This window comes from Rhodococcus sp. B10 (assembly GCF_011770055.1).
GTDB classification, from domain to species: domain Bacteria; phylum Actinomycetota; class Actinomycetes; order Mycobacteriales; family Mycobacteriaceae; genus Rhodococcoides; species Rhodococcoides kyotonensis_B.
Genome location: NZ_JAAFYV010000015.1, coordinates 91,356 through 116,133 on the forward strand (window position 1 = coordinate 91,356; position 24,778 = coordinate 116,133).

At 64.2% G+C, this 24,778-nt stretch carries 29 protein-coding genes; 16 read left to right on the forward strand and 13 right to left on the reverse strand.

From position 1 onward, the window contains the following. Positions 1-43: 43 nt before the first annotated feature. Entirely contained in the window at positions 44-781 is a 738-nt protein-coding gene (locus RhoFasB10_RS12280; protein ID WP_068429464.1) for a TetR/AcrR family transcriptional regulator, read from the forward strand. Between the two features lies 1 nt (position 782). Here the strand turns inward: RhoFasB10_RS12280 and RhoFasB10_RS12285 are convergent, their stop codons facing one another. Next, positions 783-938: a hypothetical protein gene (locus tag RhoFasB10_RS12285; RefSeq protein ID WP_167676514.1), complete on the reverse strand. Its 156-nt coding sequence runs from the start codon at positions 936-938 to the stop codon at positions 783-785. Positions 939-998: 60 nt separating this feature from the next. On the opposite strand from RhoFasB10_RS12285, the gene RhoFasB10_RS12290 reads away from it, so the two are divergent. The 3 genes from RhoFasB10_RS12290 to RhoFasB10_RS12300 all read left to right on the forward strand — a co-directional run bounded on the left by RhoFasB10_RS12290 (position 999) and on the right by RhoFasB10_RS12300 (position 3,797). Continuing rightward, positions 999-1,559 (forward strand): type 1 glutamine amidotransferase domain-containing protein, encoded by a 561-nt coding sequence (locus RhoFasB10_RS12290; RefSeq protein WP_068429467.1) that lies wholly within the window; start codon positions 999-1,001, stop codon positions 1,557-1,559. Positions 1,560-1,567: 8 nt separating this feature from the next. Continuing rightward, complete coding sequence (locus tag RhoFasB10_RS12295; protein WP_068429470.1) at positions 1,568-2,551, forward strand: iron-siderophore ABC transporter substrate-binding protein; 984 nt, start codon at positions 1,568-1,570, stop codon at positions 2,549-2,551. Positions 2,552-2,774: 223 nt separating this feature from the next. Further along, entirely contained in the window at positions 2,775-3,797 is a 1,023-nt protein-coding gene (locus tag RhoFasB10_RS12300; RefSeq protein ID WP_240931052.1) for a lipase family protein, read from the forward strand. Positions 3,798-4,013: 216 nt separating this feature from the next. Here the strand turns inward: RhoFasB10_RS12300 and RhoFasB10_RS12305 are convergent, their stop codons facing one another. Continuing rightward, positions 4,014-4,475, reverse strand: a complete 462-nt coding sequence (locus RhoFasB10_RS12305) for a PPOX class F420-dependent oxidoreductase (RefSeq protein ID WP_068429522.1) — start codon at positions 4,473-4,475, stop codon at positions 4,014-4,016. Positions 4,476-4,507: 32 nt separating this feature from the next. Here RhoFasB10_RS12305 and RhoFasB10_RS12310 point away from each other — a divergent pair, with 32 nt between their 5' ends. Continuing rightward, a complete protein-coding gene (locus tag RhoFasB10_RS12310) occupies positions 4,508-5,380 on the forward strand; it encodes a polyphosphate kinase 2 family protein (protein ID WP_068429475.1) in 873 nt (290 codons plus the stop codon). A gap of 91 nt (positions 5,381-5,471) precedes the next feature. On the opposite strand, the gene RhoFasB10_RS12315 is transcribed toward RhoFasB10_RS12310, so the two are convergent. The 5 genes from RhoFasB10_RS12315 to RhoFasB10_RS12335 all read right to left on the reverse strand — a co-directional run bounded on the left by RhoFasB10_RS12315 (position 5,472) and on the right by RhoFasB10_RS12335 (position 10,209). Continuing rightward, complete coding sequence (locus RhoFasB10_RS12315; RefSeq protein ID WP_068429478.1) at positions 5,472-6,512, reverse strand: NAD(P)-dependent alcohol dehydrogenase; 1,041 nt, start codon at positions 6,510-6,512, stop codon at positions 5,472-5,474. A gap of 106 nt (positions 6,513-6,618) precedes the next feature. After that, positions 6,619-6,894 (reverse strand): hypothetical protein, encoded by a 276-nt coding sequence (locus tag RhoFasB10_RS12320; protein ID WP_068429481.1) that lies wholly within the window; start codon positions 6,892-6,894, stop codon positions 6,619-6,621. Positions 6,895-7,007: 113 nt separating this feature from the next. After that, positions 7,008-7,883, reverse strand: a complete 876-nt coding sequence (locus RhoFasB10_RS12325) for a 3-hydroxybutyryl-CoA dehydrogenase (protein ID WP_084423900.1) — start codon at positions 7,881-7,883, stop codon at positions 7,008-7,010. A 162-nt stretch (positions 7,884-8,045) separates the two neighbouring features. After that, the gene (gene aceA, locus RhoFasB10_RS12330; RefSeq protein WP_068429487.1) at positions 8,046-9,335 is read right to left on the reverse strand and encodes an isocitrate lyase; all 1,290 of its coding nucleotides are present in this window, start codon (positions 9,333-9,335) and stop codon (positions 8,046-8,048) included. 454 nt (positions 9,336-9,789) lie between these two features. Next, positions 9,790-10,209: a hypothetical protein gene (locus tag RhoFasB10_RS12335; RefSeq protein ID WP_068429490.1), complete on the reverse strand. Its 420-nt coding sequence runs from the start codon at positions 10,207-10,209 to the stop codon at positions 9,790-9,792. Positions 10,210-10,378: 169 nt separating this feature from the next. Between RhoFasB10_RS12335 and ramB the strand changes: the two genes are divergently transcribed. Beyond that, positions 10,379-11,791, forward strand: coding sequence for an acetate metabolism transcriptional regulator RamB (gene ramB / locus RhoFasB10_RS12340; RefSeq protein ID WP_068429492.1), 1,413 nt, complete (start codon positions 10,379-10,381; stop codon positions 11,789-11,791). Between the two features lie 38 nt (positions 11,792-11,829). Next, positions 11,830-12,669 carry a hypothetical protein gene (locus RhoFasB10_RS12345; protein ID WP_254303590.1) on the forward strand — a complete coding sequence of 280 codons (840 nt, stop codon included), beginning with the start codon at positions 11,830-11,832 and terminating at the stop codon, positions 12,667-12,669. Here the strand turns inward: RhoFasB10_RS12345 and RhoFasB10_RS12350 are convergent, their stop codons facing one another. Genes RhoFasB10_RS12350 through RhoFasB10_RS12365 form a run of 4 tightly spaced genes read right to left on the reverse strand, consistent with a single transcriptional unit; the run spans position 12,670 to position 14,890 of the window. Beyond that, entirely contained in the window at positions 12,670-13,653 is a 984-nt protein-coding gene (locus tag RhoFasB10_RS12350; protein WP_068429494.1) for an MBL fold metallo-hydrolase, read from the reverse strand. It abuts the gene before it with no gap. Between the two features lie 24 nt (positions 13,654-13,677). Next, complete coding sequence (locus RhoFasB10_RS12355) at positions 13,678-14,160, reverse strand: DUF2029 domain-containing protein (RefSeq protein ID WP_167676555.1); 483 nt, start codon at positions 14,158-14,160, stop codon at positions 13,678-13,680. Beyond that, on the reverse strand, positions 14,157-14,681 hold the full coding sequence (locus RhoFasB10_RS12360) for a hypothetical protein (protein WP_167676557.1): 525 nt from the start codon (positions 14,679-14,681) through the stop codon (positions 14,157-14,159). The genes RhoFasB10_RS12355 and RhoFasB10_RS12360 overlap by 4 nt, the downstream gene beginning before the upstream one ends. Continuing rightward, a complete protein-coding gene (locus RhoFasB10_RS12365; RefSeq protein WP_068429501.1) occupies positions 14,678-14,890 on the reverse strand; it encodes a helix-turn-helix transcriptional regulator in 213 nt (70 codons plus the stop codon). Before RhoFasB10_RS12365 ends, RhoFasB10_RS12360 begins: the two co-directional genes overlap by 4 nt. A gap of 263 nt (positions 14,891-15,153) precedes the next feature. On the opposite strand from RhoFasB10_RS12365, the gene urtA reads away from it, so the two are divergent. The 6 genes from urtA (at position 15,154) to RhoFasB10_RS12395 (ending at position 20,694) form a co-directional block, all read left to right on the forward strand. After that, entirely contained in the window at positions 15,154-16,428 is a 1,275-nt protein-coding gene (gene urtA, locus RhoFasB10_RS12370; protein WP_167676559.1) for an urea ABC transporter substrate-binding protein, read from the forward strand. 91 nt (positions 16,429-16,519) lie between these two features. Continuing rightward, a complete protein-coding gene (gene urtB / locus RhoFasB10_RS12375) occupies positions 16,520-17,404 on the forward strand; it encodes an urea ABC transporter permease subunit UrtB (protein WP_068429505.1) in 885 nt (294 codons plus the stop codon). Then, positions 17,401-18,486: an urea ABC transporter permease subunit UrtC gene (urtC, locus tag RhoFasB10_RS12380; RefSeq protein ID WP_114328075.1), complete on the forward strand. Its 1,086-nt coding sequence runs from the start codon at positions 17,401-17,403 to the stop codon at positions 18,484-18,486. The genes urtB and urtC overlap by 4 nt, the downstream gene beginning before the upstream one ends. Beyond that, complete coding sequence (urtD, locus tag RhoFasB10_RS12385) at positions 18,483-19,313, forward strand: urea ABC transporter ATP-binding protein UrtD (RefSeq protein ID WP_167676561.1); 831 nt, start codon at positions 18,483-18,485, stop codon at positions 19,311-19,313. Before urtC ends, urtD begins: the two co-directional genes overlap by 4 nt. Then, positions 19,306-19,998 (forward strand): urea ABC transporter ATP-binding subunit UrtE, encoded by a 693-nt coding sequence (gene urtE / locus RhoFasB10_RS12390; RefSeq protein WP_167676563.1) that lies wholly within the window; start codon positions 19,306-19,308, stop codon positions 19,996-19,998. Before urtD ends, urtE begins: the two co-directional genes overlap by 8 nt. 12 nt (positions 19,999-20,010) lie before the next feature. Then, the gene (locus tag RhoFasB10_RS12395) at positions 20,011-20,694 is read left to right on the forward strand and encodes a GntR family transcriptional regulator (protein WP_167676583.1); all 684 of its coding nucleotides are present in this window, start codon (positions 20,011-20,013) and stop codon (positions 20,692-20,694) included. A 4-nt stretch (positions 20,695-20,698) separates the two neighbouring features. Here RhoFasB10_RS12395 and RhoFasB10_RS12400 read toward each other — a convergent pair whose 3' ends face one another. Beyond that, positions 20,699-21,571 carry an iron-siderophore ABC transporter substrate-binding protein gene (locus tag RhoFasB10_RS12400; protein ID WP_240931064.1) on the reverse strand — a complete coding sequence of 291 codons (873 nt, stop codon included), beginning with the start codon at positions 21,569-21,571 and terminating at the stop codon, positions 20,699-20,701. A gap of 218 nt (positions 21,572-21,789) precedes the next feature. Here RhoFasB10_RS12400 and RhoFasB10_RS12405 point away from each other — a divergent pair, with 218 nt between their 5' ends. From RhoFasB10_RS12405 to RhoFasB10_RS12415, 3 genes are read left to right on the forward strand one after another with little or no spacing between them, the layout of a single operon-like run. Then, positions 21,790-22,839, forward strand: a complete 1,050-nt coding sequence (locus RhoFasB10_RS12405; protein WP_167676585.1) for a M48 family metallopeptidase — start codon at positions 21,790-21,792, stop codon at positions 22,837-22,839. Continuing rightward, positions 22,836-23,174 carry an MmcQ/YjbR family DNA-binding protein gene (locus tag RhoFasB10_RS12410; RefSeq protein WP_346764384.1) on the forward strand — a complete coding sequence of 113 codons (339 nt, stop codon included), beginning with the start codon at positions 22,836-22,838 and terminating at the stop codon, positions 23,172-23,174. Before RhoFasB10_RS12405 ends, RhoFasB10_RS12410 begins: the two co-directional genes overlap by 4 nt. Before the next feature lie 23 nt (positions 23,175-23,197). Then, positions 23,198-23,731, forward strand: coding sequence for a carboxymuconolactone decarboxylase family protein (locus RhoFasB10_RS12415; RefSeq protein ID WP_114328065.1), 534 nt, complete (start codon positions 23,198-23,200; stop codon positions 23,729-23,731). A gap of 179 nt (positions 23,732-23,910) precedes the next feature. Here the strand turns inward: RhoFasB10_RS12415 and RhoFasB10_RS12420 are convergent. Next, a partial coding sequence (locus RhoFasB10_RS12420; RefSeq protein ID WP_167676587.1) for an HNH endonuclease signature motif containing protein occupies positions 23,911-24,778 on the reverse strand: 868 nt, incomplete at its 5' end.

Here is a 24,778-nt window from a genome sequence, read left to right on the forward strand (position 1 = left end):
AGCTGTGTCGAACGAACATACGATCGGGATACGGCGGATACACGTGGCGAGAAATGCGACATCGGCGGCCAAGGAGGAGTCGGCCTCGGCGGCCAAGGAAGCCCCCAAGGCCGAGAAGTCCGACGGGCGGAAGCGACGCTGGCGTGAGCACAAGATCGCGCGTCGAGAAGAATTGGTCGACGGCACCCTCGCCGCGATCCGGCTTCGCGGCCGCGACATCGGAATGGACGAGATCGCGTCGGAGATCGGTATCTCGAAGACCGTGCTGTATCGGTACTTCACCGACAAGAACGATCTGACGAACGCGACCATGAGCCGTTACGTCGAGACCACGTTGGCGCCGCGCATCTACAGCGCCATCTCCGAGGAACTCGACGAGTACGAGCTGACGCGGGCCGTCATCGCGGCCTACGTCGAGACGGTGGCCACGGACCCCGAGGTCTACCTGTACGTCATGGCGAACAGCGCCGGACCCAACCGCGACGTCGTCGCCGACTCCGAACGCATGATCGCCGAGTTGCTGGCGACGGTCCTCGGCGAGCGTCTGCGCAGTCGCGAGATGGATTCCGGTGGTTCGGTGCCGTGGGCGTTCGCGATCGTCGGCGCGGTGCAGCTGGCCACGCACTGGTGGATCTCGAACAAGTCGATGTCGGCCGAGGATCTGATCGACTACCTGTGCATGATGACGTGGGGCGGCATCCACGGCGTCGCGATGTCCGACGGTTCGCCCGCCAAGTTCAAGTCGCAGCCGCACCCGCTGGTCGTCGAGGACGAGGGCTGACCTACCCGGGCCGGTCGTCCTCGGGGTCGATCGGTACCTCGATGGACTGCTCGACGACGTCGGCCGGATCGGCCTCGGTGGGCAGTTCGCCCGCACCGGGCTCCTCGACGTCGGGATCGGGTAGTTCCGTGGTCGGATCGGTGAAGTCATCGGCCATGAGAGACAGCGTACCCATTCGACCCGTTTGAGACCGTCGTACGACGGTCATCCGTCACGCATGAGCAACTCACCGCTGAACGGCCGCAACGTAGCAATTCTCGCAACCGACGGAGTCGAGGAAGTAGAACTGGTACAGCCTCGTGATGCAGTCCAGAAGGCCGGTGCCACAACAACTCTCGTGGCACTGACACACGGCGACATCCAGGCGATGAACAACGACGTCGAAGCCGGCAACACGTTCGGTGTCGACCGTGTCGTCGCCGACGTCTCCCCAGACGACTTCGATGCCCTGATCCTCCCCGGCGGTACCACCAATCCCGACAAACTGCGCACCGACTCCGCTGCCGTCGATTTCGTACGACGGTTCGTCGAATCGGGCAAGCCCGTCGGCGTCATCTGTCACGGACCGTGGACGCTCGTCGAAGCAGACGTCGTGCGGGGTCGCACGTTGACGTCGTACCCGAGCATCCGTACGGACATCCGCAACGCGGGTGGGACCGTCGTCGACCAGGAGGTCGTCGTCGACAACGGCCTCGTATCGAGCCGCAACCCCGATGACCTGCCCGCGTTCTGCGAGGCGATCGTCGACCAGTTCTCGAAAGCCGCGTCGGTAGGTTAGCGTTGCCTATGCGCAAACTTGGAGCTTCGACGTTCTTCGCCCTGGCGGCTGCGGTCACGCTGGTCACCGCCACGGCATGCAGCAACAGCAGTGACGACGGGTCCTCGGATTCCGCCGCCGGGGCCACCGTCGACACGATCTTCGGTGAGGTGTCGGTTCCGGCCGATCCGCAGCGCGTCGTCGCACTCGGGTGGTCCGACGCCGAGACCGCGCTCGCTCTCGGCGTGCAGCCGGTCGGAACGAGCGACTGGCTCGGCGTCGGTGGAGACGGACTCGGTCCGTGGGTCGACGAGTCGTACGACACCGCGCCGACCATGCTCGACACCTACGATCTCGACGTCGAATCCGTTGCGGCACTGAACCCCGATCTGATCCTGTGGACGCGCAGCACCAACGACAAGGCCGTCTACGACCAGCTGTCCGCACTCGCTCCGACCGTCGCCGCCCCTCCCGGTACCGACATCGCCTACGGCACGACGTGGGACGGACAGATGCAGCTCGTCGCCGATGCTCTCGGCAAGTCCGACGAGGGCAAGCAGCTCATCGACGACACCAACGCCGACTTCGACGCGGCCGTGTCGGCCAATCCGGAGTTCGCGGGCAAGACCGTCGCAGTCGGCACGCTGTACAGCGGTCAGCTCGGCGCTTACGTCGAGGGTGACACCCGTGTCGAGTTCATGAAGAAGCTCGGGTTCGTCAACTCACCGACGATCCAGTCGCAGGCGAAGGACGGTTCGTTCACCATCGACCTGTCCGCCGAGAACGTCGGTCAGCTCGACGCCGACCTGACGGTCATGTTCCCGATCTTCACCACCGCGGACGAGATCACGAACAACCCCGGCATCCAGGGACTTCCGTCGGCTCGCGACGGCCGCCTCGTGGTGCTGGGCGACCAGAACCTCAGCAACGCCTTCTCGAGCGGTTCGGTGCAGGGAACCCAGTACGCCATCGAGAACGCGGTTCCGCTGTTCGCTGCTCCGCTGGCCAGCTGACGTGCGGCTTCGCCACCCGTGCGCGCTTGGTTGGCCCAGGATGCAACTATCCGCGCACGGGTGGCGAGGGGCACTAGCTTGTGCGTGCGCCGTACTCGTCGGCGCATGCTCGACTTCGGTCGTCGAGCCTCCCGCCTATTCGACGACGCCACCCACCGCATCCGCGTCGGCGCTCGCGGCCAGGGGAACCGTCCTGTCCAGCACGACGGACACCGGGTTCGACATGACTGCGTTCCCTCTCGGAACGACGGCTGCCACATTCGTCTACAACTCGATCTCGGGCGTCACCGGCGAATCGACCGAAGTGACCGGCGCACTGTTCGTTCCGTCCGGTCCCCCGCAAGTCGGGGGGCGTCCCGTCGTCGCCTATGCGCACGGCACCGTCGGAATCGAACCGGGATGCGCGCCGACGGAAACCGCGGATCTGGCGGGCGACACCGCAGCCGTCGCACGGTTTCTCGAGCAGGGCTACGCGGTGGTCTACACGGACTATCAGGGCCTGAGCAGCCGCGTCGACGCGCCGGCCCATCCCTATCTCGAACCGCGCACCGCAGCGTTCGACGTCATCGACTCGGTGCGTGCCGCGCGCTATCTCGACCCGTCGTTGTCGACGCGTTGGCTCGCCGCCGGAACGTCTCAGGGCGGCCACGCCGCTTGGGCGGCAAACGAATTCGACGCCAGCTACGGTCACGGACTGGATCTCGTCGGTGCTGCCGTCGTCGTACCAGCCCTCGATATCTCCCCCGTCGTCGACCGAGCGCAGGAGGCGACGCTGTCCGAGGGGCAACGCGCCCTGTATCCGATGATCGTCGAAGGCGCGGCTGCGGTCGACCCGGCGATCGAACCGGACGATCACCTGCACGGCGTGATCGGCGAGAAATCGTCGGCGCTGATCTCGTGCGGCCCGGGTAGCGCACCTGCCCGGGTCATCGCGGACCAGCAGTGGCAGCCCGGAAACTTCAAGTCCTCGAACAGCGATGCAGCACAACAGCTTACAGGTCGACTACAGGACTATTCGCTCCCGAAAGCGTCCTCGTCCGCACCGATTCTCGCGGTGTACGGCGGCGCCGACGACGTGGTGCTGCCCGCGTGGACCGAAGTCGCACTCGGGCGGGCATGCGGTTTCGGCGACACCGTCCTGCGGGTTCGCGCCGAAGGACAGGGCCACACCCTCACGCCTGGTGCGGAACTGGACGCATGGATCGCGGACCGGTTCGCCGGGCGTCCTGCGCCGGACAACTGCTAGCCCCGCCGGGCTCCGCCGGCTCGCTCGGTCCGGACTCCGCCGGCTCGCTCGGTCCGGACTCCGCCCTCCGCGGACCGAATGTGGCTTTCCGGTCACTCGGAGTGACCGAATGAGGCCCTCGCTCGGTCCGGGCTCCGCCCTCCCCCGGAGCGAATGTGGCTTTCCGGTCACTCGGAGTGACCGGAGGTGACATTCGGTCCGTACAGGCCCGCGTGCCTAGACCCTTCCCGGAGGAAAACCGCCCTCGGCGACGGGACCCCAGGACTCGATCGTGATGCGTATCAACGACTTTCCCTGCTTGACCATGGCCTGACGGTATTCGTCCCAGTCCGAGTGTTCGCCTGCGATGCTTCGGAAGTACTCGACGAGCGGTTCGACCGAATCCGGCAGATCGATGACTTCGGCGGTGCCGTCGACCTGGACGTACGCGTCGTTCCACTCGTCGGAATGGATGCACAGTGTCACGGCCGAGTTGCGCCGGATGTTCACGACTTTCGCCCGCTCGGGATACGTCGCGATGACGATGCGCCCCTCCGAGTCGAGGCCGGACGTGACCGGTGAGACCTGCAGGCCGCCGTCGCGCTTGTGGGTGATGAGCGTCGAATGATGGCGCTTCGCGACGAATTCGAGAAGGCGATCGCGATCGACGGAATCTGCGGAAGCAAGTTTCGGAGCCATGAATCCCACAGTAGTGGGGCTAGGCTCGGCCGATGGCCAAGCATTCGAAGAACGCCCACGAGTCCCTCTGGTCGACGCCTGCCGTCGAGGCCCTCCGCGCGACGGACTCGACGCGCATCGACGATCTCGACTGCTCGTCGACTCCAGGTTTCGACGGAAAGAAGGTCGAGGGTCAGCAGCTGCTCGCCGAGCGCGGTGAGGTGCTGTCGTCGTTGCAGGAGAAGCTGTACGCCAACGGCCGGACGGGCGATCTTCGCTCGATCCTGTTGGTCCTGCAGGGCATGGACACTGCGGGCAAGGGTGGAATGGTCCGGCACGTACTGGGAATGGTCGACCCGCAAGGCGTCGACCTCGCGTCGTTCGGTGTGCCGACCAAGGAAGAGCGCGAGCACCACTACCTGTGGCGCATCCGCAAGGAACTTCCTCGCGGCGGGCGGATCGGTGTGTTCGACCGGTCGCATTACGAGGATGTTCTCGTCGTCGCAGTGCACGATTTGGTGCCGCGGCAGGTGTGGGAGCCGCGGTTCGACGAGATCAACGCGTTCGAGAAGGAGTTGACCGACGAGGGCACGCACATCGTCAAGGTCGCACTGTTCGTCTCACCGGAGGAGCAGCGGCGACGGCTCCAGGAGCGTCTCGATCGGCCGGACAAGCACTGGAAGTACAACCCGGGCGACGTCACCGAGCGAGGCTTCCTGCCGCAGTACCGGACGGCGTACCAGCGCGTCGTGGATCGAACGAACACGGACTACGCGCCGTGGTACGTCATTCCGGCCGACAAGAAGTGGTACAGCAGGCTCGCGGTCACGGAGCTGTTGATCGACGCTCTGCAGGCGCTCGAATTGGATTGGCCGAAGGCCGATTTCGACGTCGAGCTGGAGAAGAAACGTCTGGCGGAGAGCTGACCGTGTGCACGGAAATACATGGCAGCAGGAGTGGAGCCCGCGAAACGACCATGAAGCGCCGTGTATTTCCGTGCACTTGGCGCGCAGCGCCCTAGAACGTCTTCGCGTCGATGACGAAGCGGTAGCGGACGTCGCTCTTCAGCACGCGTTCGTAGGCCTCGTTGATCTTGTCGGCCGGGATGGTTTCGATCTCGGCGCCGATCTTGTGCTCGGCGCAGAAGTCGAGCATCTCCTGGGTCTCGGGGATACCGCCGACCATCGATCCGGCGAGGCTACGACGGTTCGCGGCGAGAGTGAAGCCTCGAACCTCGATGGGCTCGCTGGGCAGGCCGAGGATGACGAGCGAGCCGTTGATCGCCAGCAACGACATGTGGCGGTCCATGTCGATCTTCGCCGACACGGTGTTGATGATCAGGTCGAACTGGCCACGCAGCTTCTTGAACGTCGCCTTGTCGGAGGTGGCGTAGTAGTGGTCGGCGCCGAGACGCCTGCCGTCCTCTTCCTTGCTCAGCGTCTGGCTGAGCACGGTGACCTCGGCGCCCATCGCGTGAGCGATCTTCACGCCGACGTGTCCGAGTCCGCCCATTCCGATGATGGCGACCTTCTTGCCCGGGCCTGCACCCCAGTGCTTCAGCGGCGAGTACAGCGTGATGCCTGCGCACAGCAGCGGCGCGGCGACGTCGAGCTCGATGCCGTCGGGAATGCGGAGCACGAAGCCCTCGGTGACGACGATCTGCGTCGAGTATCCACCCTGCGTGATGGAACCGTCGGGAAGCTTGGAGTTGTAGGTCGCGATCACGCCCTCGAAGCAGTACTGCTCTTCTCCGGCGAGGCACGCGTCGCACTTGCCGCAGGAATCGACGAAACAGCCGACTCCGACGCGATCTCCGACCTTGTGCTTGGTGACGTCGGATCCGACCTCGGCGACGATGCCGGCGATCTCGTGTCCGGGAACGACGGGGTAGCTGGTGCCACCCCACTCGTTGCGGGCTGTGTGAATGTCGGAGTGACAGATGCCGGCGAACTTGACGTCGATGAGGACGTCGTTCGGACCGAGTTCCCTGCGCTCGATGGTGACCTTCTCGAGCGGGGCATCGGCAGCGGTCGCTGTGTACGCGGTAGCGGAAGTCATGAATACATTGCTACAGGCGCATCGATACCTGTGCAAACGATCCAACCCGCTCGACCAGGCTATTCCCCGGCCGAACGAGTCGATCGCAACAGCTTCGGCCCTCGATCTAGCTGTTTCGAGCCACGTTGTAGCCCAGCCACCCGACGTACGCGCCGAGCCCGACGAGACCCAGCTTGCGCGTCTGCGGGAGCGCGATGGCTGTACCCACGGCAAGTTCGGTGGCACCGTTGCGGCTGATCCAGCTGCGCGTGTCCTTCGGGAACGGCAGCTTGGTGATGCCTTCGAACGCCTCCGGAACCACGAAGTGCGCGGCACCCGTGGCAGCCAGCCCGATTCCCAAGACCTTCGGCAGGAATCCACCCGACTCGGTCGACTTGCTCATCCTCGATGCCCCCTGTCTGCACGTCGGCGCATATCGCGCCGTTGGAAACGATTCACGACGATTCGAACTTACGCAGCGAGGGTTCCAGTTACCAGTAGGCGACGCGGTGCGACTCAGCGCGCCACGCGCCCGTTCTCGTACTGGTAGAAGCCCGCGCCGGTCTTCTTGCCCATCAACCCGGCTTCGACCATCCGCAGCAGAAGCGGCGGGGCGGAGTAGAGCGGTTCCTTGAATTCCGTGTACATCGAGTCGGCGATGGACTTGATGGTGTCGAGACCGACGAGATCGGCCAGAGTCAACGGCCCCATCGGGTGCGCGAGCCCCAGTACGGTCGCTTTGTCGATGTCTTCTTTGGTGGCGAAACCGGATTCGACCATCCGAATGGCCGAGAGCAGGTAGGGCACCAACAGTGCGTTGACGACGAACCCGGACCTGTCGGCGGATCGGACGACCTGCTTGCCGAGCATGTCGGCGGCGAATCCTTCGGCTCGCTCGGCCACGGAGTCGCTCGTCTTCAGAGTGGTGACGAGCTCCACGAGCGGGAGCACCGGCACCGGGTTGAAGAAATGCATCCCGACGACACGATCGGGTGCTTTCGTCGCGATGCCCAGTTTCATGATTGGGATCGACGAGGTGTTGGACGCGAGCACTGCGTTCGGGTCCGAAACCACCGAGTCGAGCTCGGCGAAGATATCGGCTTTGATCTTCTCGTCCTCGACCACCGCTTCCACGACGAGCTGGCGATCGGCGAAATCACCGAGTTCGGACGTGAACCGCAGCCGGAACGCGCATTGCTGCCGTTCACGCTCGGTGATCTTGCCGCTACTGACACCACGGTCCAACGACCGCAGGACGCGTGTGCGTCCTGCGGTCGTCAGCTCGCGTGTGGGCTCGTAAACCAGCACGTCGGCGTGGGCACGTGCGCAGACTTCGGCAATTCCTGCCCCCATCTGCCCGGCACCTACGACGCCTACTCGCTCAACAGTCACAGCTCTATCCTTCGTATCTCGTAGCTGGGCAACAGCTACAGGCGAGAAGGGGGTAACTCTGCTGGGGAACGCCCAGAACAGATCCGTACGAGTCAGGCGGCCCGCAGCGAAACGCTGGGGCCGCCTGACTGGTGCGCTGAAGATCCGGGGAGGCGGACTGGATCAGTGGAACTGGCCCTCTTCGGTGGAGCCCTTCAGTGCAGCCGTCGAGGTGTTCGGGTCGACCGTGGTGGCAATCGAGTCGAAGTAGCCCGCGCCGACCTCACGCTGGTGCTTGATGGCGGTGAAGCCACGCTCTGCGGCAGCCTTGAACTCGCGCTCCTGCAGGTCGACGAAGGCGGTCATGCCCTCGCGTGCGTAGCCGTGGGCCAGGTCGAACATGCCGTAGTTGAGCGAGTGGAAGCCGGCGAGGGTGATGAACTGGAACTTGAATCCCATTGCGCCGAGCTCCTTCTGGAACTTCGCGATGGTCGCGTCGTCCAGGTGAGCCTTCCAGTTGAACGACGGCGAGCAGTTGTACGCGAGGAGCTGGTCCGGGAACTCGGAGCGAACCGACTCGGCGAACTTCTTCGCGACCTCGAGATCCGGGACGCCGGTCTCCATCCAGATGAGGTCGGAGTACGGAGCGTATGCCTTCGCGCGAGCGATGCAGGGCTCGATGCCGTTCTTGACGCCGAAGAAGCCCTCGGCCGTGCGGGTGCCGTCGAGGAATTCCTGGTCGCGCTCGTCGACGTCGGAGGTGATGAGGGTTGCGGCCTCGGCGTCGGTGCGGGCGATGACGACGGTCGGCACGTCGGCGACGTCGGCAGCCAGACGGGCGGAGGTCAGCGTGCGGATGTGCTGCTGGGTCGGGATGAGCACCTTGCCACCGAGGTGGCCGCACTTCTTCTCCGACGCGAGCTGGTCCTCCCAGTGCGAGCCGGCGACACCGGACGCGATCATGGCCTTCTGCAGCTCGTAGACGTTGAGGGCGCCACCGAAACCGGCTTCGCCGTCGGCGACGATCGGTGCGAGCCAGTTGTCGACGGAGGTGTCACCTTCGACACGGGCGATCTCGTCGGCGCGCAGCAGCGCGTTGTTGATGCGGCGCACGACCTGCGGGACCGAGTTGGCCGGGTAGAGGCTCTGGTCCGGGTACGTGTGGCCGGAGAGGTTGGCGTCGCCTGCGACCTGCCAACCGGAGAGGTAGATGGCCTTGAGGCCTGCGCGGACCTGCTGAACGGCCTGGTTGCCGGTCAGTGCGCCCAGCGAGTTGATGTAGTCCTCGTTGTTCACGAGATCCCACAGGATTTCGGAGCCGCGACGAGCAAGGGTCGCTTCCTCGACGACGGAGCCCTGCAGCTTGGAAACCTGCTCGGCGGTGTAGTTGCGCGTCACGCCCTTCCAGCGAGGGTTGGTGTCCCAATCCTTCTGGATCTCTTCGGTGGTTCTCGGGGTGCCGGTGGTCGACATCGTCAGCTCCAGTCTTTTCTGATCTGATCGGGCCGCTCGTGCGTATGTTTCTTCACACCGTTGCAAGGCCCTGCGGGTGTTCTTCAAAACAATGGCACACCCCAAAAGCGCACGTCCACCTGTTACGAGTGCCAATCTTGGCTAGCTTTTCACAACACCTTGCTAACGTTGCGAAGAATTAACCGATGTCGCGCCCACCCGTTCGGAGGGCTTCCCTACTGGCCAGTAGGAAGAAAGCGCAGTTCATGAACGCAATTTACGAAAAGGTGCGTCGGATCCAACAGGACAATCGTACGGTTTAAGCAAATTCTTCTGAATCGAACCAGCAGTTAGCAACTGTGACCGGAATCACATCCACCGTACCTCTCGAACCGGACACGACCCCGCGTCACATACGACAACGCCGCCTCGCTCGGGTCCGAGCAAGGCGGCGTGCGGGGGCGGTCGAACGACGTCAGCGACTCACTCGAACACGGGCGCGAGCGGTACCCGACGATGCAACCACGGTGCTGGGGATGCGCGAGACGGACGTCCCGCGGGCATTGTCGAGGACTCCGAGCACTCCCATTGCCGCGATCAGAAGGCCGCCGACGACCGCGAACATGTCCGTCACCATCAGTCCGGACGGGAACGTGAGCACGACCGGAGACAGTGCCAGCATCGCCCCGAGTGCGAGGTGGGCCCAGTGACTCGATCTCGATGCACTCGACATCGCCCACAATGCCGTGCCGGCCGACACCATGCCCAGTACGAGGATGGCTCCGGACACTCCGGCGTCGCCCTCGACGGGAAGCCAGATGGTCGACACCACGAGTACGACGCCTACCGCCAGAACCACTGCGTCGCGCGATACCTCACGAAGATTCTCGGACATGTGATTCGCCTTCCTTACTTAGACACCCAAACTTCTTTAGCCATGCAAACGAGCATGTATCCGGTATACGCCCCTCCGAAGCGGTCCACTGCGTTGGACTCCGGATCGTGACCCACCAGACGTCCGCGAACGTTGTTAAGCCGGGTCTTCGCAGGCGTAACCTGGGTCAATGCCCAAGACGTTCGTGGGTGCACGGCTGCGACAGCTGCGCACGGAGCGCAAGATGAGCCAGGTCGCGCTGGCCGGACATCTCGAGATCTCGGCGAGCTACCTCAACCAGATCGAACACGACGTCAGGCCCTTGACGGTCCCCGTCCTGCTCCGGATCTCCGAGGTGTTCGGGGTGGACACGTCGTTCTTCTCGTCCGAGGACGACACCAGACTCGTGGCCGAACTTCGCGAGGTGGCTCTCGACCAGAACATGGGCATCGCCGCCGATTCGCACGAGATCGCGCAGATGGTCTCGTCGCACCCTCAACTGGCGAGGGCGATGGTGACCATGCACCGGCGCTACCGCAATACGACGGCTCAGCTGGCCGCCGCGACCGAAGAGCGCTTCTCCGACGGCAGCGGGAGCGGCTCGATCAGCAAGCCGCACGAGGAAGTGCGTGACTACTTCTACGAGCGGCAGAACTACCTCCACGAATTGGACACTGCCGCCGAGGAATTGACGTCGCGCATTCGTTTTCACCGCGCCGACGTCGGGAACGAGATCGCGAAACGTCTGCAGAACGTGCACGAGGTGCAGATCGTCAACCGCATCGACCTCGGCGAGAACGTTCTGCACCGGTTCGACCCCGAGAGCAGGCTGCTGGAGATCTCCCCTCACCTGTCCGGCGGTCAGAGAGTGTTCAAGTTCGCCGCCGAACTGGCCTATCTCGAGTGCGGCGACCTGCTCGATCGGATGGTCGAGGAGGGCAACTTCACCAGCGAGGCGTCGAGGAAGCTCGCGATTCTCGGATTCGCCAATTACTTCGCCGCCGCGACCGTGCTGCCCTATCACCAGTTTCACGACGTCGCCGAGGAGTTTCGGTACGACATCGAGCGTCTGTCGGCCTTCTTCTCGGTCAGCTACGAGACCGTCTGCCACAGACTTTCGACGCTGCAGCGGCCCAAGGTTCGTGGAGTCCCGTTCTCCTTCGTCCGTGTCGATCGCGCGGGTAACATGTCGAAGCGTCAATCGGCGACGGGTTTTCACTTCTCGTCGAGCGGCGGCACGTGCCCGCTGTGGAACGTGTACGAGACGTTCGCGTACCCCGGAAAGATCATGACGCAGATCGCCGAGATGCCCGACGGCCGCAGCTATCTGTGGATCGCGCGGACCGTCGAGCGTCGCGCTGCTCGGTACGGACAACCGAGCAAGACGTTCGCGATCGGACTCGGGTGCGAGCTTCGACATGCGAGCCGACTCGTCTACGCCGACGGCCTCGACATCCACGGCTCGGCCGTCGCAACGCCGATCGGTGCCGGTTGCCGGGTATGCGAACGAGCCAACTGCCCGCAACGAGCCTTTCCACCGCTGGGGAAAGAACTCGACATCGACGAGCACCGCAGCTCCGTCTCGCCGTATCTCGTTCGATAAATCACCCGCCGTCTCACCTTCTCGGAAACGACCGGACGGTGGACGATCGGATGATGGACGCCACCCCCGCAGCGCGACGCAGCCCGATCGACGCGTTTCTCGAGTCTCCGCTGTCCGGACTCGCCCCGTGGATCGCGATGTCGCTCATCGTCGGGCCCGGGAGGTTCGAGGAAGCCGCGAGCATCGCGCTCGGGATGTCGGTGCTCTTACTCGTCCTCGGGCATAGGCGGGAGTGGAGCCTGCGGAACGACCCGGATCGACGCGGCGGCCGGGTCAAGACGATGGAATGGTTCGACGTCGCCTACTTCGCGGTCATCGCCGTCATCGGACTGTTCGCGAGCGACCGAGTGATCTCCTGGATGGAACTGTGGTCCGGCGAGATGACCAACATCGCGCTCGTCGTTTTCGCGTTCGGCTCGATTCTGCTGCGCAATCCGTTCACGATCGAGTACGCGAAAGAGCAGGCGCCGGAAGAGGTCTGGGACACTCCGCTCTTCCGCAAGATCAACTATCGGATCACACTCGCATGGGCGCTGGCTTTCGCGTTCTCCGCACTGGCCGGCCTCTACGGGGTGATCGTGCTGCACACGTCGGACAACTTCTGGACCGGGTGGATCCTGCAGATCGGGGCGCTGCTCTTCGCCGTCGCCTTCACCGAGTGGTACCCCGACGCCGCACAGCCGTCGGAACCAGGACCTCCCCTGCTCGCCTTGTTCGACTGGATCCCCGCATACGTCGGCATCGTCGGCGTGGCACTGTTGATCACCGAAGCCGGTCCCACCTACCTCGGCATCGCGCTGATCGTGGTGGGCCTCGTCGGTTTCCTCGCGGTCCGCCGCAGCGCGCGGTCCAGGAAGCCTGCTACGACCGGGCAGTGATCACCGCGCCGACCGCAGAAGCGCTCCCGCGTCGGCGAATGCTTTCGCTCGTCGCGTGATGGTCGGGGGCGCCGCCGGCTCCCCCTGCCACAGCCGGAACAACGTCGACATGCTCAGCACGAGACGTTCGGGCGAGTCCCACGAGCTGAATCGCTTGAATTCGCTCGATCGCAGCATGTTTCGAGCGGCCTGCGTCGCACCGAGGCCCGCGTCGAAATGCTCGCGACCCGCCTCGCTCACCCACGTCCAGTAGTCGTGCACGGCCTGAATTTCCGCAGCGCCGCACAGAGGTCCGTGCCCGGGAACGTACACCGCAGCGTCGAGCGACAACAGATGTTCCAGCGCGGCCGTCCAGTTCTCGAGCGGCCCGTGCCACAGGATCGGCGTCGACCCGACGAAGAGCAAGTCACCGGCGAATACGACACCCGCGTCGGGGACGTGTGCGATCAGGTCTCCCGCGGTATGCGCGGGTCCGAGGTAGCGGAGTTGCACCTCGCGGCCGCCGACGTCGATACGCTCGGTGACCTCGAAGGTGTGGTCGGGCATGCGCGGCGTCTTGCGGGGAAACTGTGCACCGCCGCGCACGCGGTTCATGTAGCTGCCCATGTGTCCTGCGGGACCGGGTATCCAACTTGTGAGAGCACCCAGCGATGCGAACGCATGCACCGCCGAGGGAGGGGTCTCCTCCTTCATCGCATGCAGTGACGCCGCGCTCGTCGTGATCCGCGCGTCCGCGGGGACGGTGTCGTTGCCCCACCAGTGATCACCGTCGGAATGGGTGTTGACGACCTCGGTGATCGGCGTAGCGCCGGTGAGCGAGGCCGTGTCGTCGGCGATCCGTCGAGCCTCACGCGTGTCCCATACCGTGTCGACCACCATCGCCGCGGTCCCGGGGTCCACGACCAATCCCGTGTTCGCCTGCCCCCAGCTCCCCGGTTCCCACAGGAAGGCCCATACGTCGTCGGCGATCTGCTGCGCAGTCATGTCGACGACGGTACAGGTGGGCTCTCAGACTTCCTCGTTCTCGAACTTCGCGTTTCGACGCTTCATCCGCCAGATCACGATTCCGACGAGTCCTCCCCCGGCGACGGCCCCGACGACCCCGCCTGCCCAGGAACTGGCGTCGGAGAACGTCTCCGGTTGCAGTTTCACGAGCGCCGAGACGTAACCGAACGCAAGTAGCGCCGCCACCACGAGCCCGCGCACACGGTTGACCTTCGCCGCGGTGTAGAGATTGACGCGTCGGGCTGCCGAATACGCGACGGTGAGCAGGTTGATCACCGTGAGCGTCACCAGAATTCCCAGCGACACCCGGGCGCCCGTACTCCCCGAAACCCACGGCAGGACGGCAGCGCCGATCAGCGAAGCCCACTGGAACAACTGAAAACCTATGGCGGAGGCCTCGTTCCAGACATCGCGCTGGCGTTCGTCGTCGTAGAATTCGTCGTCGAGGTCGCCGACGAAACGCATGGTTCTGACGAAGGCGTTCACGACTGCTCCTTCACGAGTTCGTTCAGCTCGGCTTCGTCGTCGCGGGCTTCCTGCTCTCGCACGAGCCGTCGGCGTCGCATCACGGCGTACACGCCACCGAGTCCACCGATCAAGGCCCCCAATGCCATTCCGACGAACGGTGCCGAACCGACTCCGTCGAGATACTCCGACGCGAGCGTGATCATCGTGGAAAATGCTGCGATTAAGTAGATTCCGCACGGCAGCAGAACGCGCACACGCATCAGGCTCTGCGACGCGTACATGTCGATCCCGCGGGCTTTCGCGTACGCGAGGACCGTCGACGCGATCGTCAGATAGACCGCCAACAGCCCCAACGCAATCCAACTACCGGCGACGCCGAACAGCAACGGGAGCAGGCACGCGACGATCAAGGATGTCCAGACGAAGAGCTGAAATCCGATCGCCGACGCCTCGTTCCACACATCGCGCTGGCGTTCGTCGTCGTAGAATTCGTCGTCGAGATCGCCGACGAAACGCATGGTTTTCGTGAACGCACTCATGATTCCTCCAGATCGAACAGGGTCTCGACGGTTGTTCCCAGTGCCCGTGCAAGTTTCAGCGCCAGGTACACACTCGGCGCGTAATCACCGCCTTCGACGGAGACGATGCTCTGCCTGCTGACACCGCAGGCCTTTCCGAGCTCCGCCTGCGTCAGCCGTGCCGCCTTGCGGTGGTCGCGCACCGAATTGGTTCTCGATGCGGTGGTCATGCGTAAAAGTCAAGCGGACTTGTCATGGAATGTCAACCCCACTTGTCATCGGCGGAAATTTACCCTCCTGTTGTGCGCCCACGGGCCTGCAGACCGCACAACAGGAGGGTAAATCGGGGCCGGATCGGGCACCGGAACGGTTGTTTACAGCCACGTAATCCACGAAACGAACTCGTGACCGTAGAAAATACCTGCGCAATACACGGCCTTTACTGTTCCCAATCGCGAATACAACTCCGTATACAAGCGAAAGGGCGTCCGCGATGCCTGCTCTTCCTTCCAGCAAGTTCGCCACCCGGGCGCTGGTCGTTCCGGCCGCGCTGGCGATGGTCGGCTTGACTCTCACCGCGTGCGGCAGCCGGGCGAGTGACACGGCGTCGAGCGACGGTGGCTCCTCTGCGCAGTCCTGCGTCGACACTTCCGGTGACACGATCAAGGTCGGGTCGCTGAACTCGCTGTCCGGCACGATGGCCATCAGCGAAGTGACGGTGCGTGATTCGATCGCACTGGCCGTCGAGCAGATCAACGCGTCCGGCGGCGTGCTCGGTAAGCAGATTCAGGTCGTGTCGGAGGACGGAGCGTCCGAGCCCACCGTGTTCGCCGAGAAGGCCGAGAAGCTGATCAGCAGCGACTGTGTCGCAGCAGTTTTCGGCGGCTGGACGTCGTCGTCGCGCAAGGCGATGCTGCCGGTATTCGAAGACAACGACGCACTCCTCTACTACCCCGTTCAGTACGAGGGTCTGGAGGCGTCGGACAACATCTTCTACACGGGTGCGACGACGAACCAGCAGATCATCCCCGCGCTCGACTACCTGAAAGAACAGGGAAAGACCTCGCTCTACCTCGTCGGTAGCGACTACGTCTTCCCGCAGACCGCCAACCGAGAGATCAAGGCGTACGCGGCGGCGAACGGCATCGAGATCAAGGGCGAGGACTACACCCCGCTCGGCTCGACCGACTTCTCGACCATCGTCAACAAGGTGCGCGCGGCCGACGCCGACGCCGTGTTCAACACGTTGAACGGCGACTCGAACGTCGCCTTCTTCCGCGAGTACACCAATGCCGGGCTGAATGCTGCTGACATGCCGGTCATTTCGGTGTCGATCGCCGAAGAAGAGGTCGCGGGCATCGGCGCACAGAACATCGCGGGCCAGCTGACGGCGTGGAACTACTACCAGACCGTCGACACCCCGGAGAACACGACGTTCGTCGCCGATTACAAGGCCAAGTACGGCGCCGACAAGCCGACGTCCGATCCGATGGAAGCCGCGTACACGTCGGTCTACCTGTGGAAGAACACCGTCGAGAAGGCAAACTCGTTCGCGGTGAACGACATTCAGGACGCAGCCGACGGCGTCAGCTTCGCCGCACCCGAAGGCGAGGTCGTGATCGACGGCGACAACCACCACATCTCGAAGACTGCGCGCATCGGTGAGATCCGCCCCGACGGCCTGATCTACACCGTCTGGGAGTCGCCGGCTCCGATCGAGCCCGACCCGTTCCTGGAGACCTACGACTGGGCCGCCGACCTCAACTGATACTGCGGCTGCGCCCCCGTGCGCGCGAATGTGTAGCGGGCTATACATTCGCGCGCACGTGCGGCGACGCCGCCTCCCGAAGGAGCCACACATGGATGTCGTTGTCGGGCAGCTGTTCACCGGCCTGTCGATCGGTTCTATCCTCTTGCTCGCCGCACTGGGACTGTCGCTGACGTTCGGCCAGATGGGCGTCATCAACATGGCACATGGTGAGTTCATCATGGCCGGTTCGTACACCGCGTACGTCGTACAGCAAGTCATCTCCGCCGGCGGTGCGTCGCTGTTCATTTCGTTGATCGTCGGATTCCTCGTCGGCGGCGCCATGGGCGTTCTGCTCGAGGTCACGTTGATCCGACGCATGTATCACCGTCCGTTGGACACGCTGCTCGTCACGTTCGGCGTCGGACTGATTCTTCAGCAGCTCGCCCGGGACATCTTCGGTGCTCCTGCCGTCAACGTCGTCTCGCCCGGCTGGCTGTCGGGCGGCGTCGACATCCTCGGGGCCGTCGTCCCGAAGACCCGCATCTTCATTCTCGTCCTCGCCGTCGTGTGCGTCGTCGCTCTGTCGTTCGCACTCAAGACCACCCCGATGGGTCGACGCATCCGCGCGGTCGTCCAGAATCGCGATCTCGCGGAGACGTCGGGCATCTCCAGCCGTACGACGGACATCTCGACGTTCTTCATCGGCTCCGGCCTCGCCGGCATCGCGGGTGTCGCACTGACTCTCATCGGATCGACGAGTTCGACTGTCGGACAGAGCTATCTGATCGACGCGTTCCTCGTGGTCGTCGTCGGTGGCCTCGGCCAGATCAAGGGCGCGGTGATCGCCGCGTTCACCCTCGGCATCGTCAACTCGTTCATCGAGTACAACACGACGGCCTCGATCGCCAAGGTCGTCCTGTTCGTCCTCATCGTGATCTTCCTCCAGGTCCGCCCCCAGGGACTGTTCGCGGTCAAGACAAGGAGTTTGGTGTGAGTACCTTCGTCCAGAAACGTGGCGCCTGGCTGGGGTTCGCCGTCGCCGCCATTCTCCTGTTCGCCGTCGCTCCCGCTGTCCTCAGCGACTTCCGACTGAACCTGCTCGGCAAGTTCATCTGCTACGCGATCGTCGCCGTCGGCATCGGATTGGCCTGGGGCCGAGGCGGAATGCTGACGCTCGGGCAGGGCGTATTCTTCGGCCTCGGCGCGTACATCATGGCGATGCACCTGAAGATCGCCGACGCCGACCTCCGCGGTGACGCAGTGCCGGACTTCATGTCCATCGCGGGCATCCGCGAACTGCCGTCGTACTGGGTTCCGTTCCAGTCGCCACTGGTGACCATCCTCGGAATCCTCTTCGTTCCCGGTCTGGTCGCGCTCGTCCTCGGTCTCGGTGTGTTCAAGCGTCGCGTCAAGGGCGCGTACTTCGCGATCCTGAGCCAGGCACTCGCCGCCGCGTTCGCCATCCTCCTCATCGGGCAACAGAGCACCGGAGGCTCGAACGGACTCAACCGTTTCCGGACTTTCTTCGGATTCAATCTCAATGATCCGGCCAACAAACAGATGCTGTTCTTCATCGCGGCGGGTGTGCTGCTCGCAGTCGTCGCGATCACCCGCCAGTTGATGTACTCGCGCTACGGGGAATTGCTCGTCGCAGTCCGCGACCAGGAGGAGCGCGTCCGCTTCCTCGGATACGACCCGGCCAACATCAAGATCGTCGCGTACGTCACCGCGGCATTCTTCGCGGGTCTTGCAGGCGCACTGTTCGTTCCGATCGTCGGCATCGTCTCCCCCAACGACGTCGGTATCGTCCCGTCGATCGCGTTCCTCATCGGCGTCGCGATCGGTGGCCGCACCACGCTGCTCGGCCCCGTCCTCGGCGCGCTCGGTGTCGCGTGGGCACAGACCACGCTGTCCGAACAGTTCCCGTCCGGATGGACGTACGCGCAGGGTCTGCTGTTCATCGTCGTCGTCGGATTCTTCCCGGCAGGTGTCGCGGGCTTGTTCGCACTGAGGCGTCGCAAGAAAGCCGACGAAGCATCCGTCGTCGACGTCGAAGAGAAGGAGCTGGTCAAATGATCCACACCGACAGTCACCAGCCGACGTTCGGCGGCAACGCCGGCATGTCGAGCCAGTACCTCGAAGTGCGTGGCCTGACGGTCAGCTTCGACGGCTTCAAGGCCAACACCGACGTGAATCTCACGCTGATGCAGGGTGATCTGCGGTTTCTCATCGGCCCGAACGGTGCAGGCAAGACCACGCTGATCGACGCCATCACCGGGCTGGTTCCGGCGACGGGATCGGTCACGAAGTCGGGCGTCGAGCTGATCGGGAAGAAGGTCCATCAGATCGCACGCCTCGGTGTCGGACGAACGTTCCAGACCGCCAGCATCTTCGAGCAGCTCACCGTCCTGCAGAACCTCGACATCGCGGCCGGTGCCGGGCGCTCATGGTCGACGATGCTGCGCAAGCGCAAGGCCGTCAGCGCCGAGATCGAACAAGCGCTGGAGACGATCGGCTTGAAAAAGCACCGCGACAAGCCGGCCGGAATCCTCGCGCACGGCCAGAAGCAGTGGCTCGAGATCGGAATGTTGTTGGTACAGAACGCCGATGTACTTCTGCTCGACGAGCCCGTCGCCGGCATGAGTCACGAGGAACGCGAGGAGACCGGCGAACTGCTTCGGCGAATCGGCGGTGAGCGCACGGTGGTCGTCGTCGAACACGACATGGATTTCATGCGCGCGTTCGCCACCTCCGTCACCGTCCTCGCGGGTGGTCGTGTTCTCTCCGAGGGCACCGTCACCGAGGTCCAGGCGGATCCGAAAGTCCAGGAGGTCTATCTCGGCACCGCCGCGGCGGGCGAGGAACTCGACCAGATCGCAGAAGAAGGGGCAGGAGATGCTTGAACTCGTCGACGTACGAACAGGTTACGGCCGCAGCGAAGTCATCCACGGCGCGTCGCTGACCGTCCCCGCCGACGGTGTCGCTGCCGTCATGGGGCACAACGGCGCAGGCAAGACGACGCTTCTGCGCGCTGCGGTCGGTCTGCTGAAGGTCGGCTCGGGCAAGATCATGTTCGACGGGGCCGACGTCACGGCCCTGCGGCCGAGCGCTCGCGTCGCCCGCGGGCTCGCGTACGTCCCCCAGGGGCAACAGTCGTTCGGGCAACTCACCACAGCCGAGAACCTGCAGGTCGTTGCCGACGGCCGTAAGCGCGGCAAGGCCCTGATCGACGAAGCGCTCGACCTGTTCCCGGCACTGAAGGATCTGCTCACCCGCCGCGCAGGCCTGCTCTCCGGTGGGCAGCGACAGCAGCTCGCGATCGCGCGCGCCCTCATCACCGAGCCGAAGATGCTCATTCTCGACGAGCCGACCGAGGGCATTCAGCCGTCCGTTGTCGCCGAGATCGAACGCACCATCCTCGAGCTCACCCGTCGCGGCGGTCTCGGAGTTCTCCTGGTGGAGCAGCACATCGGGTTCGCGCTCGAGTCGGCGCAGCAGTACTACATCCTCGAAGCCGGCCGCATCACGTCGTCCGGCACCGGCGGTAGCGACTCCGAGGCCGACGTGCGTGCGGCGATGGCGATCTGATCGCGACTGCCCATGCCACGCAGGGACCTTCGTGAGAAGGTGTATCTCTCACTGCGACGCGACCTCGTCTCCGGCGCGATCCCGGCAACCGAACGGCTCGGGGAGGAACGACTCGCAGAGCTCTACGGCGTCTCACGTACACCCGTGCGTGAGGCGCTCGCACGGCTTCTGGCCGACGGCCTCGTCATGCGCGGCGACGACGGGCTGTACCCCTATCGCCCGCACGTCGGTGACCTCGCAGACCTGTACGAACTGCGAACGACGTTGGAGCTGCAGGGAATCACGCGCGTCGCCGCCGGGTCGGTCCCACACGACCCGCACATGCTCGGACCGGTCGTCGAACAGTGGAAACGCTTGCGCACCACGCCGCCCGAACCGGACGTCGACTTCGTCACCCAGGACGAGCTGTTCCACGTCACACTGCTTAGGTCGGCGGGAAACCGAGCACTCGCCGACGCTCTCGAGACGGTCAACGCCCGGATCCGGCCGGTCCGCTTGTTCGGCTATGTCGCACGCGACAGTGTCGTCGACACCATCGACGAGCACATCGCCATCGGTGAGGCGGTGTTGGCAGGGAAGTTCGACGCGGCCCGGGCATTGTTGTCGTCGCACATCGACCTGTCGCAGAACGTCGTCATCGATCGCGCTACCCAAGCGCTGTCGATGGCGAGATTCGCACTGTCCGTGCAGAATTGACCGTTCAGTTCTGCTCGGTCAGTATCCGGTCGATGTCGTCGAGCACTGCCTGTCCGCCCTTCGGCCCGACGCCGGTGATCCAGAAGGACTGATCGACGGCGTGCGGGTTCGGTAATGCCGCAGCATTTTCCGTGACAGCCGCCGGAATCGCCGCTGGGTCAGCCGGATTCGTCGCGGTGACGACGATCAGATCGGCCCGAGCCTGCGCGGCGAGCTCCGGCGACAGGTCGACGGAGATCTCGTCGGCCCACTCCGGACGCGGCGGCGTCGTGAAGCCCGCACATTCGAGTGTGCTGCCTGCGAAGGACAGCGGACCGTAGAGCGTCAGCTGGTCGTTCCGCGGGCGGATGAGCTGCGCGGTCTTGCCTGCCGTGTCGTGCTTCGCGGCGATGTCGTCGCACCGCTCCGCATAGTCGCCGAGCAGGGCCTCGGCTTCGCCCTCGCGTCCCAGCGTGCGCCCGACGAGACGGACGTTGTCCTGCCACGGATCGGACTGCGACGCCATGTACACCGTCGGTGCAATTGCCGCGAGCTGCTCGTAGTACTCGCCGTGCCGCGTTTCGGTTCCCAGGATCAGGTCGGGCTGCAGCGCAGCGATCGACTCGATCCGCGGTTCGGCGACGGTACCGATCGGTGTGATGTCCGCAGCCTCCGCACCGAGGTACGCGGGCACACCCGTCGTTTCGCTGAGCACCGCGGTTCCCACCGGGATCACCCCGAGTGCGACGGCCGTGTCGAGCTCGACCGGTTCGAGCGTCACGACACGCAGCGGCGACGCAGGTACTTCGGTCGTCCCACGAGCATGGTCGACGACGCGAGTGCTGCTCTCACTGTCGGACTGCGCCTCGCCCGCGTCTGCCGACGAACAGGCCGTCATCAGCGTTGTCATCGCTGCAGTCGCGATGACGATCGCGAATGCTCGTAAGTGCGTTGTCGAACTTGCCACGTTCAATCCTTCGTTCATCGACCGGTTTCGGGATGTAGGTTAGCCTAAGCATCACCTCAGCAGCGCTTCATGCCTGCCGTGCGACGTCTTTACTGATACTTTGAACGACGAATTATGTTCGTTGACACCCGTGACGCTGGGAGAATGGCTTGACGGCAGCACCGGATCGCACGCGCATCGAGTTCCCCGACATCAGTTCTCGGGCGTGGGAACACCCCTCCGACCGAGCAGCGCTGGTCACATTGCGCACGCTCAAGGGCTTCGACACGGTTCTCCGCACACTGTCCGGGCTACTGCAGGAACGTCAGCACCGACTGATGTATCTGGCGACGTCGGTGCGCGTCGACAGCAGGCAGTTCAAGGATCTCGACGATCTGCGCGCCGACTGCGTCGAGATCCTCGGCGCCGCCGAGACTCCCGAGATGTTCGTGCTGCAGTCGCCTGTCGTCAACGCGTTCACGATCGGTATGGACCGGCCGTTCATCGTCGTCACGACGGGCCTGCTCGACATCCTCACCTACGAGGAACAGCGATTCGTCGTCGGACACGAACTGGGTCACGCTCTGTCCGGCCATGCTGTGTACCGCACCATTCTCATGCACCTGATGCGTCTGGCCGGAACGATCGGCTGGATCCCGGTGGGCGGCTGGGCACTTCGCGCGATCATCGCCGGACTCATGGAATGGCAACGCAAATCGGAACTTTCGGGTGACCGAGCCGGATTGCTGTGCGGGCAGGACGTGCACACCGCGTTGCGAGTGCAACTCAAACTTGCGGGCGGCGCGCGGATCAGCGAAATCGACATCGATGCGTTCCTCGCGCAGGCAGCCGAGTACGAGGCCAGCGGCGACCTGCGCGACGGCGTGCTGAAGCTGCTCAACATCGAACTGCTGTCGCACCCGTTCTCGGTTCTTCGTGCAGCAGAGCTGAAGAAGTGGGTCGACAGCGGCAAATACGCGGCTGTTCTTCGTGGGGGATATCCGCGCAAGTCGCAGGACCACGAGGCGAAGGTCGGCGACGAGTTCCGCTCTGCAGCCAAGAGTTACAAACAGAGCTTCGACACGTCCGAAGACCCGCTGATCAGGACCCTGCGTGACCTCGGCAGTGGTTTCACCGGGGCTGTCGACGCCGTCGGGAACGGGATCGGTGATGTCGCGTCGGACATCAAGAATCGCTTCGATCACTGGCGCAAGTCGTGACGACGTCCGGACGCGTGCACGCGCACTGCGTCGCGCTGCCGGACGCCGAGCTCACCCACCCATTCGGTCCCGAGACCTCTGTCTACAAGACCGGCGGGAAAATTTTCGCCGTGCTCGGAGCCGGTGACGACGGCAACGACAGAGTGACACTGAAGTGCGCGCCCGAGCACGCGGAGGTGCTCGTCGGCGAACACACGCACATCGTGCCGGGCTACCACATGAACAAGCGTCACTGGGTCACCATTCGGCTCGACGGCGATGTGCCCGACGGTCTCGTCGAAGATCTGATCGACGAGTCACACGCTCTTGTTCACAGGAAACGTGGTGCGCGGTAGGCGTCGCAGGTAGCGTCGGGCCGATGAGCACACCTCGGATTCCGACCGGTTCTTTCAAGCAACTCGGCCCGATCAACTGGGTGCTGTGTCGCGTCCTGTCGAAAGTCGCCGGGACGCCCGATGCGCATCTGTTCAGCACGGTCGGTCGCGCCAAAGGGCTGTTCCGGGGTTGGCTGATCTTCAGTGGTCGAATGATGCCGGGTGGCCGAATCCCGCCCAAGGAAACGGAATTGGTGATCAACCGGATCGCGTATCTGCGCGACTGCGGTTACGAGATGGATCATCACAGCCGTATCGGACGTCGCTTCGGCGTGACGGCAGAGCTGCTGGCTCTCGTGCACGAGGGGCCGACGGCCGAGGGTCTCAGCCCCAAGCACCGTGTCATTCTTGCCGCGACGGACGAATTGCTCGACACCAAGGATTTGTCCGACCCGACATGGAAGGCACTGTCGCAGGAGTTCGACGAGCGGCAGATGATCGAATTCCTGTTCCTCGTCGCGCAATACGACGGTCTCGCAACGACTATCGGGACCCTGCGCGTGGAACGGGACTTCTGACAGCTGTTCTCGACGCCTGGTTATGCGCAGCCACAGTCGGCGAGCGCACCGACGTTCTCAGAGCACGACTGTAGGCGGCACACGTCATGCTCTGTGTGCCGCTGGGTGCAGGATGTGGTGGTCGGCCGGACTCAGCTGGGGCGGGCCGTCCTGCAGCCCACCACCCCAGCCGCCGCCGATCAGGCGGCCGGTGGATCGACCTCCCCACCAACCGAATCCGGCCCGCCCGCAGATCCTCTACCGCCCGACACCCCGGTCGCCGGCTGCCCACCGGGTGTTCCCGCATCGGACCGGGTGGCCTGATCGTCGCGAATGTCATCGAAAAGCTCGGGCTCGGGCTGGAGGGGCTCGGGCTGGCAGGCCGCGCGCGTGTCCGCCTCGTACATAGGCACACCCGACGCAGGGCTATCCGGCGCAGGCATGTCCGGTAGCGGAACCTCCGGGCAGGGATAGATGTACTCGTTCGGGTGATGAAAATGATTGACCCGCCCCCTCCGGCTCGGATCGATCGACGCCGGCGCATGCCACAACGTACGCCCCGCATACCGATGCCCAGGACCAGCCTTCGTCGTCGCCCACCCATGCTCCCCGGACCCGACAAGCCGATGATGCTGATCGCACCCGAACGTCAAATCCTCGATATCGGTATTACCACCGGCCGCCCACTCCGTCACGTGATGGACCTGCGACCACGTCGCCGGACGAGTACAACCAGGAAAACTGCACCCACGATCGGCCGCGATCAACACGATCCGCTGATCCTCCGACGCAATCCGCTTGGTCCGCCGCAACTGCAACGGCCGCTCCTGCTCATCGAACAACACCAGATAGTGATGCGCATGCGATGCCATTCGAATGGCATCACGCATCTTCACCAACGACCCCGTCGCCGTCACCGCATGACCAGTACCAGCCTCGAAATCCTTCCACGACATCGACACCACCGCCGTCACCGGCAACCCCCGATGCCGACCCATCTGCCCCGACGCCAACATCTGCCGAAACACCATCTTCACCGCATCATGCTGACGCCGACCCCTACCCCGC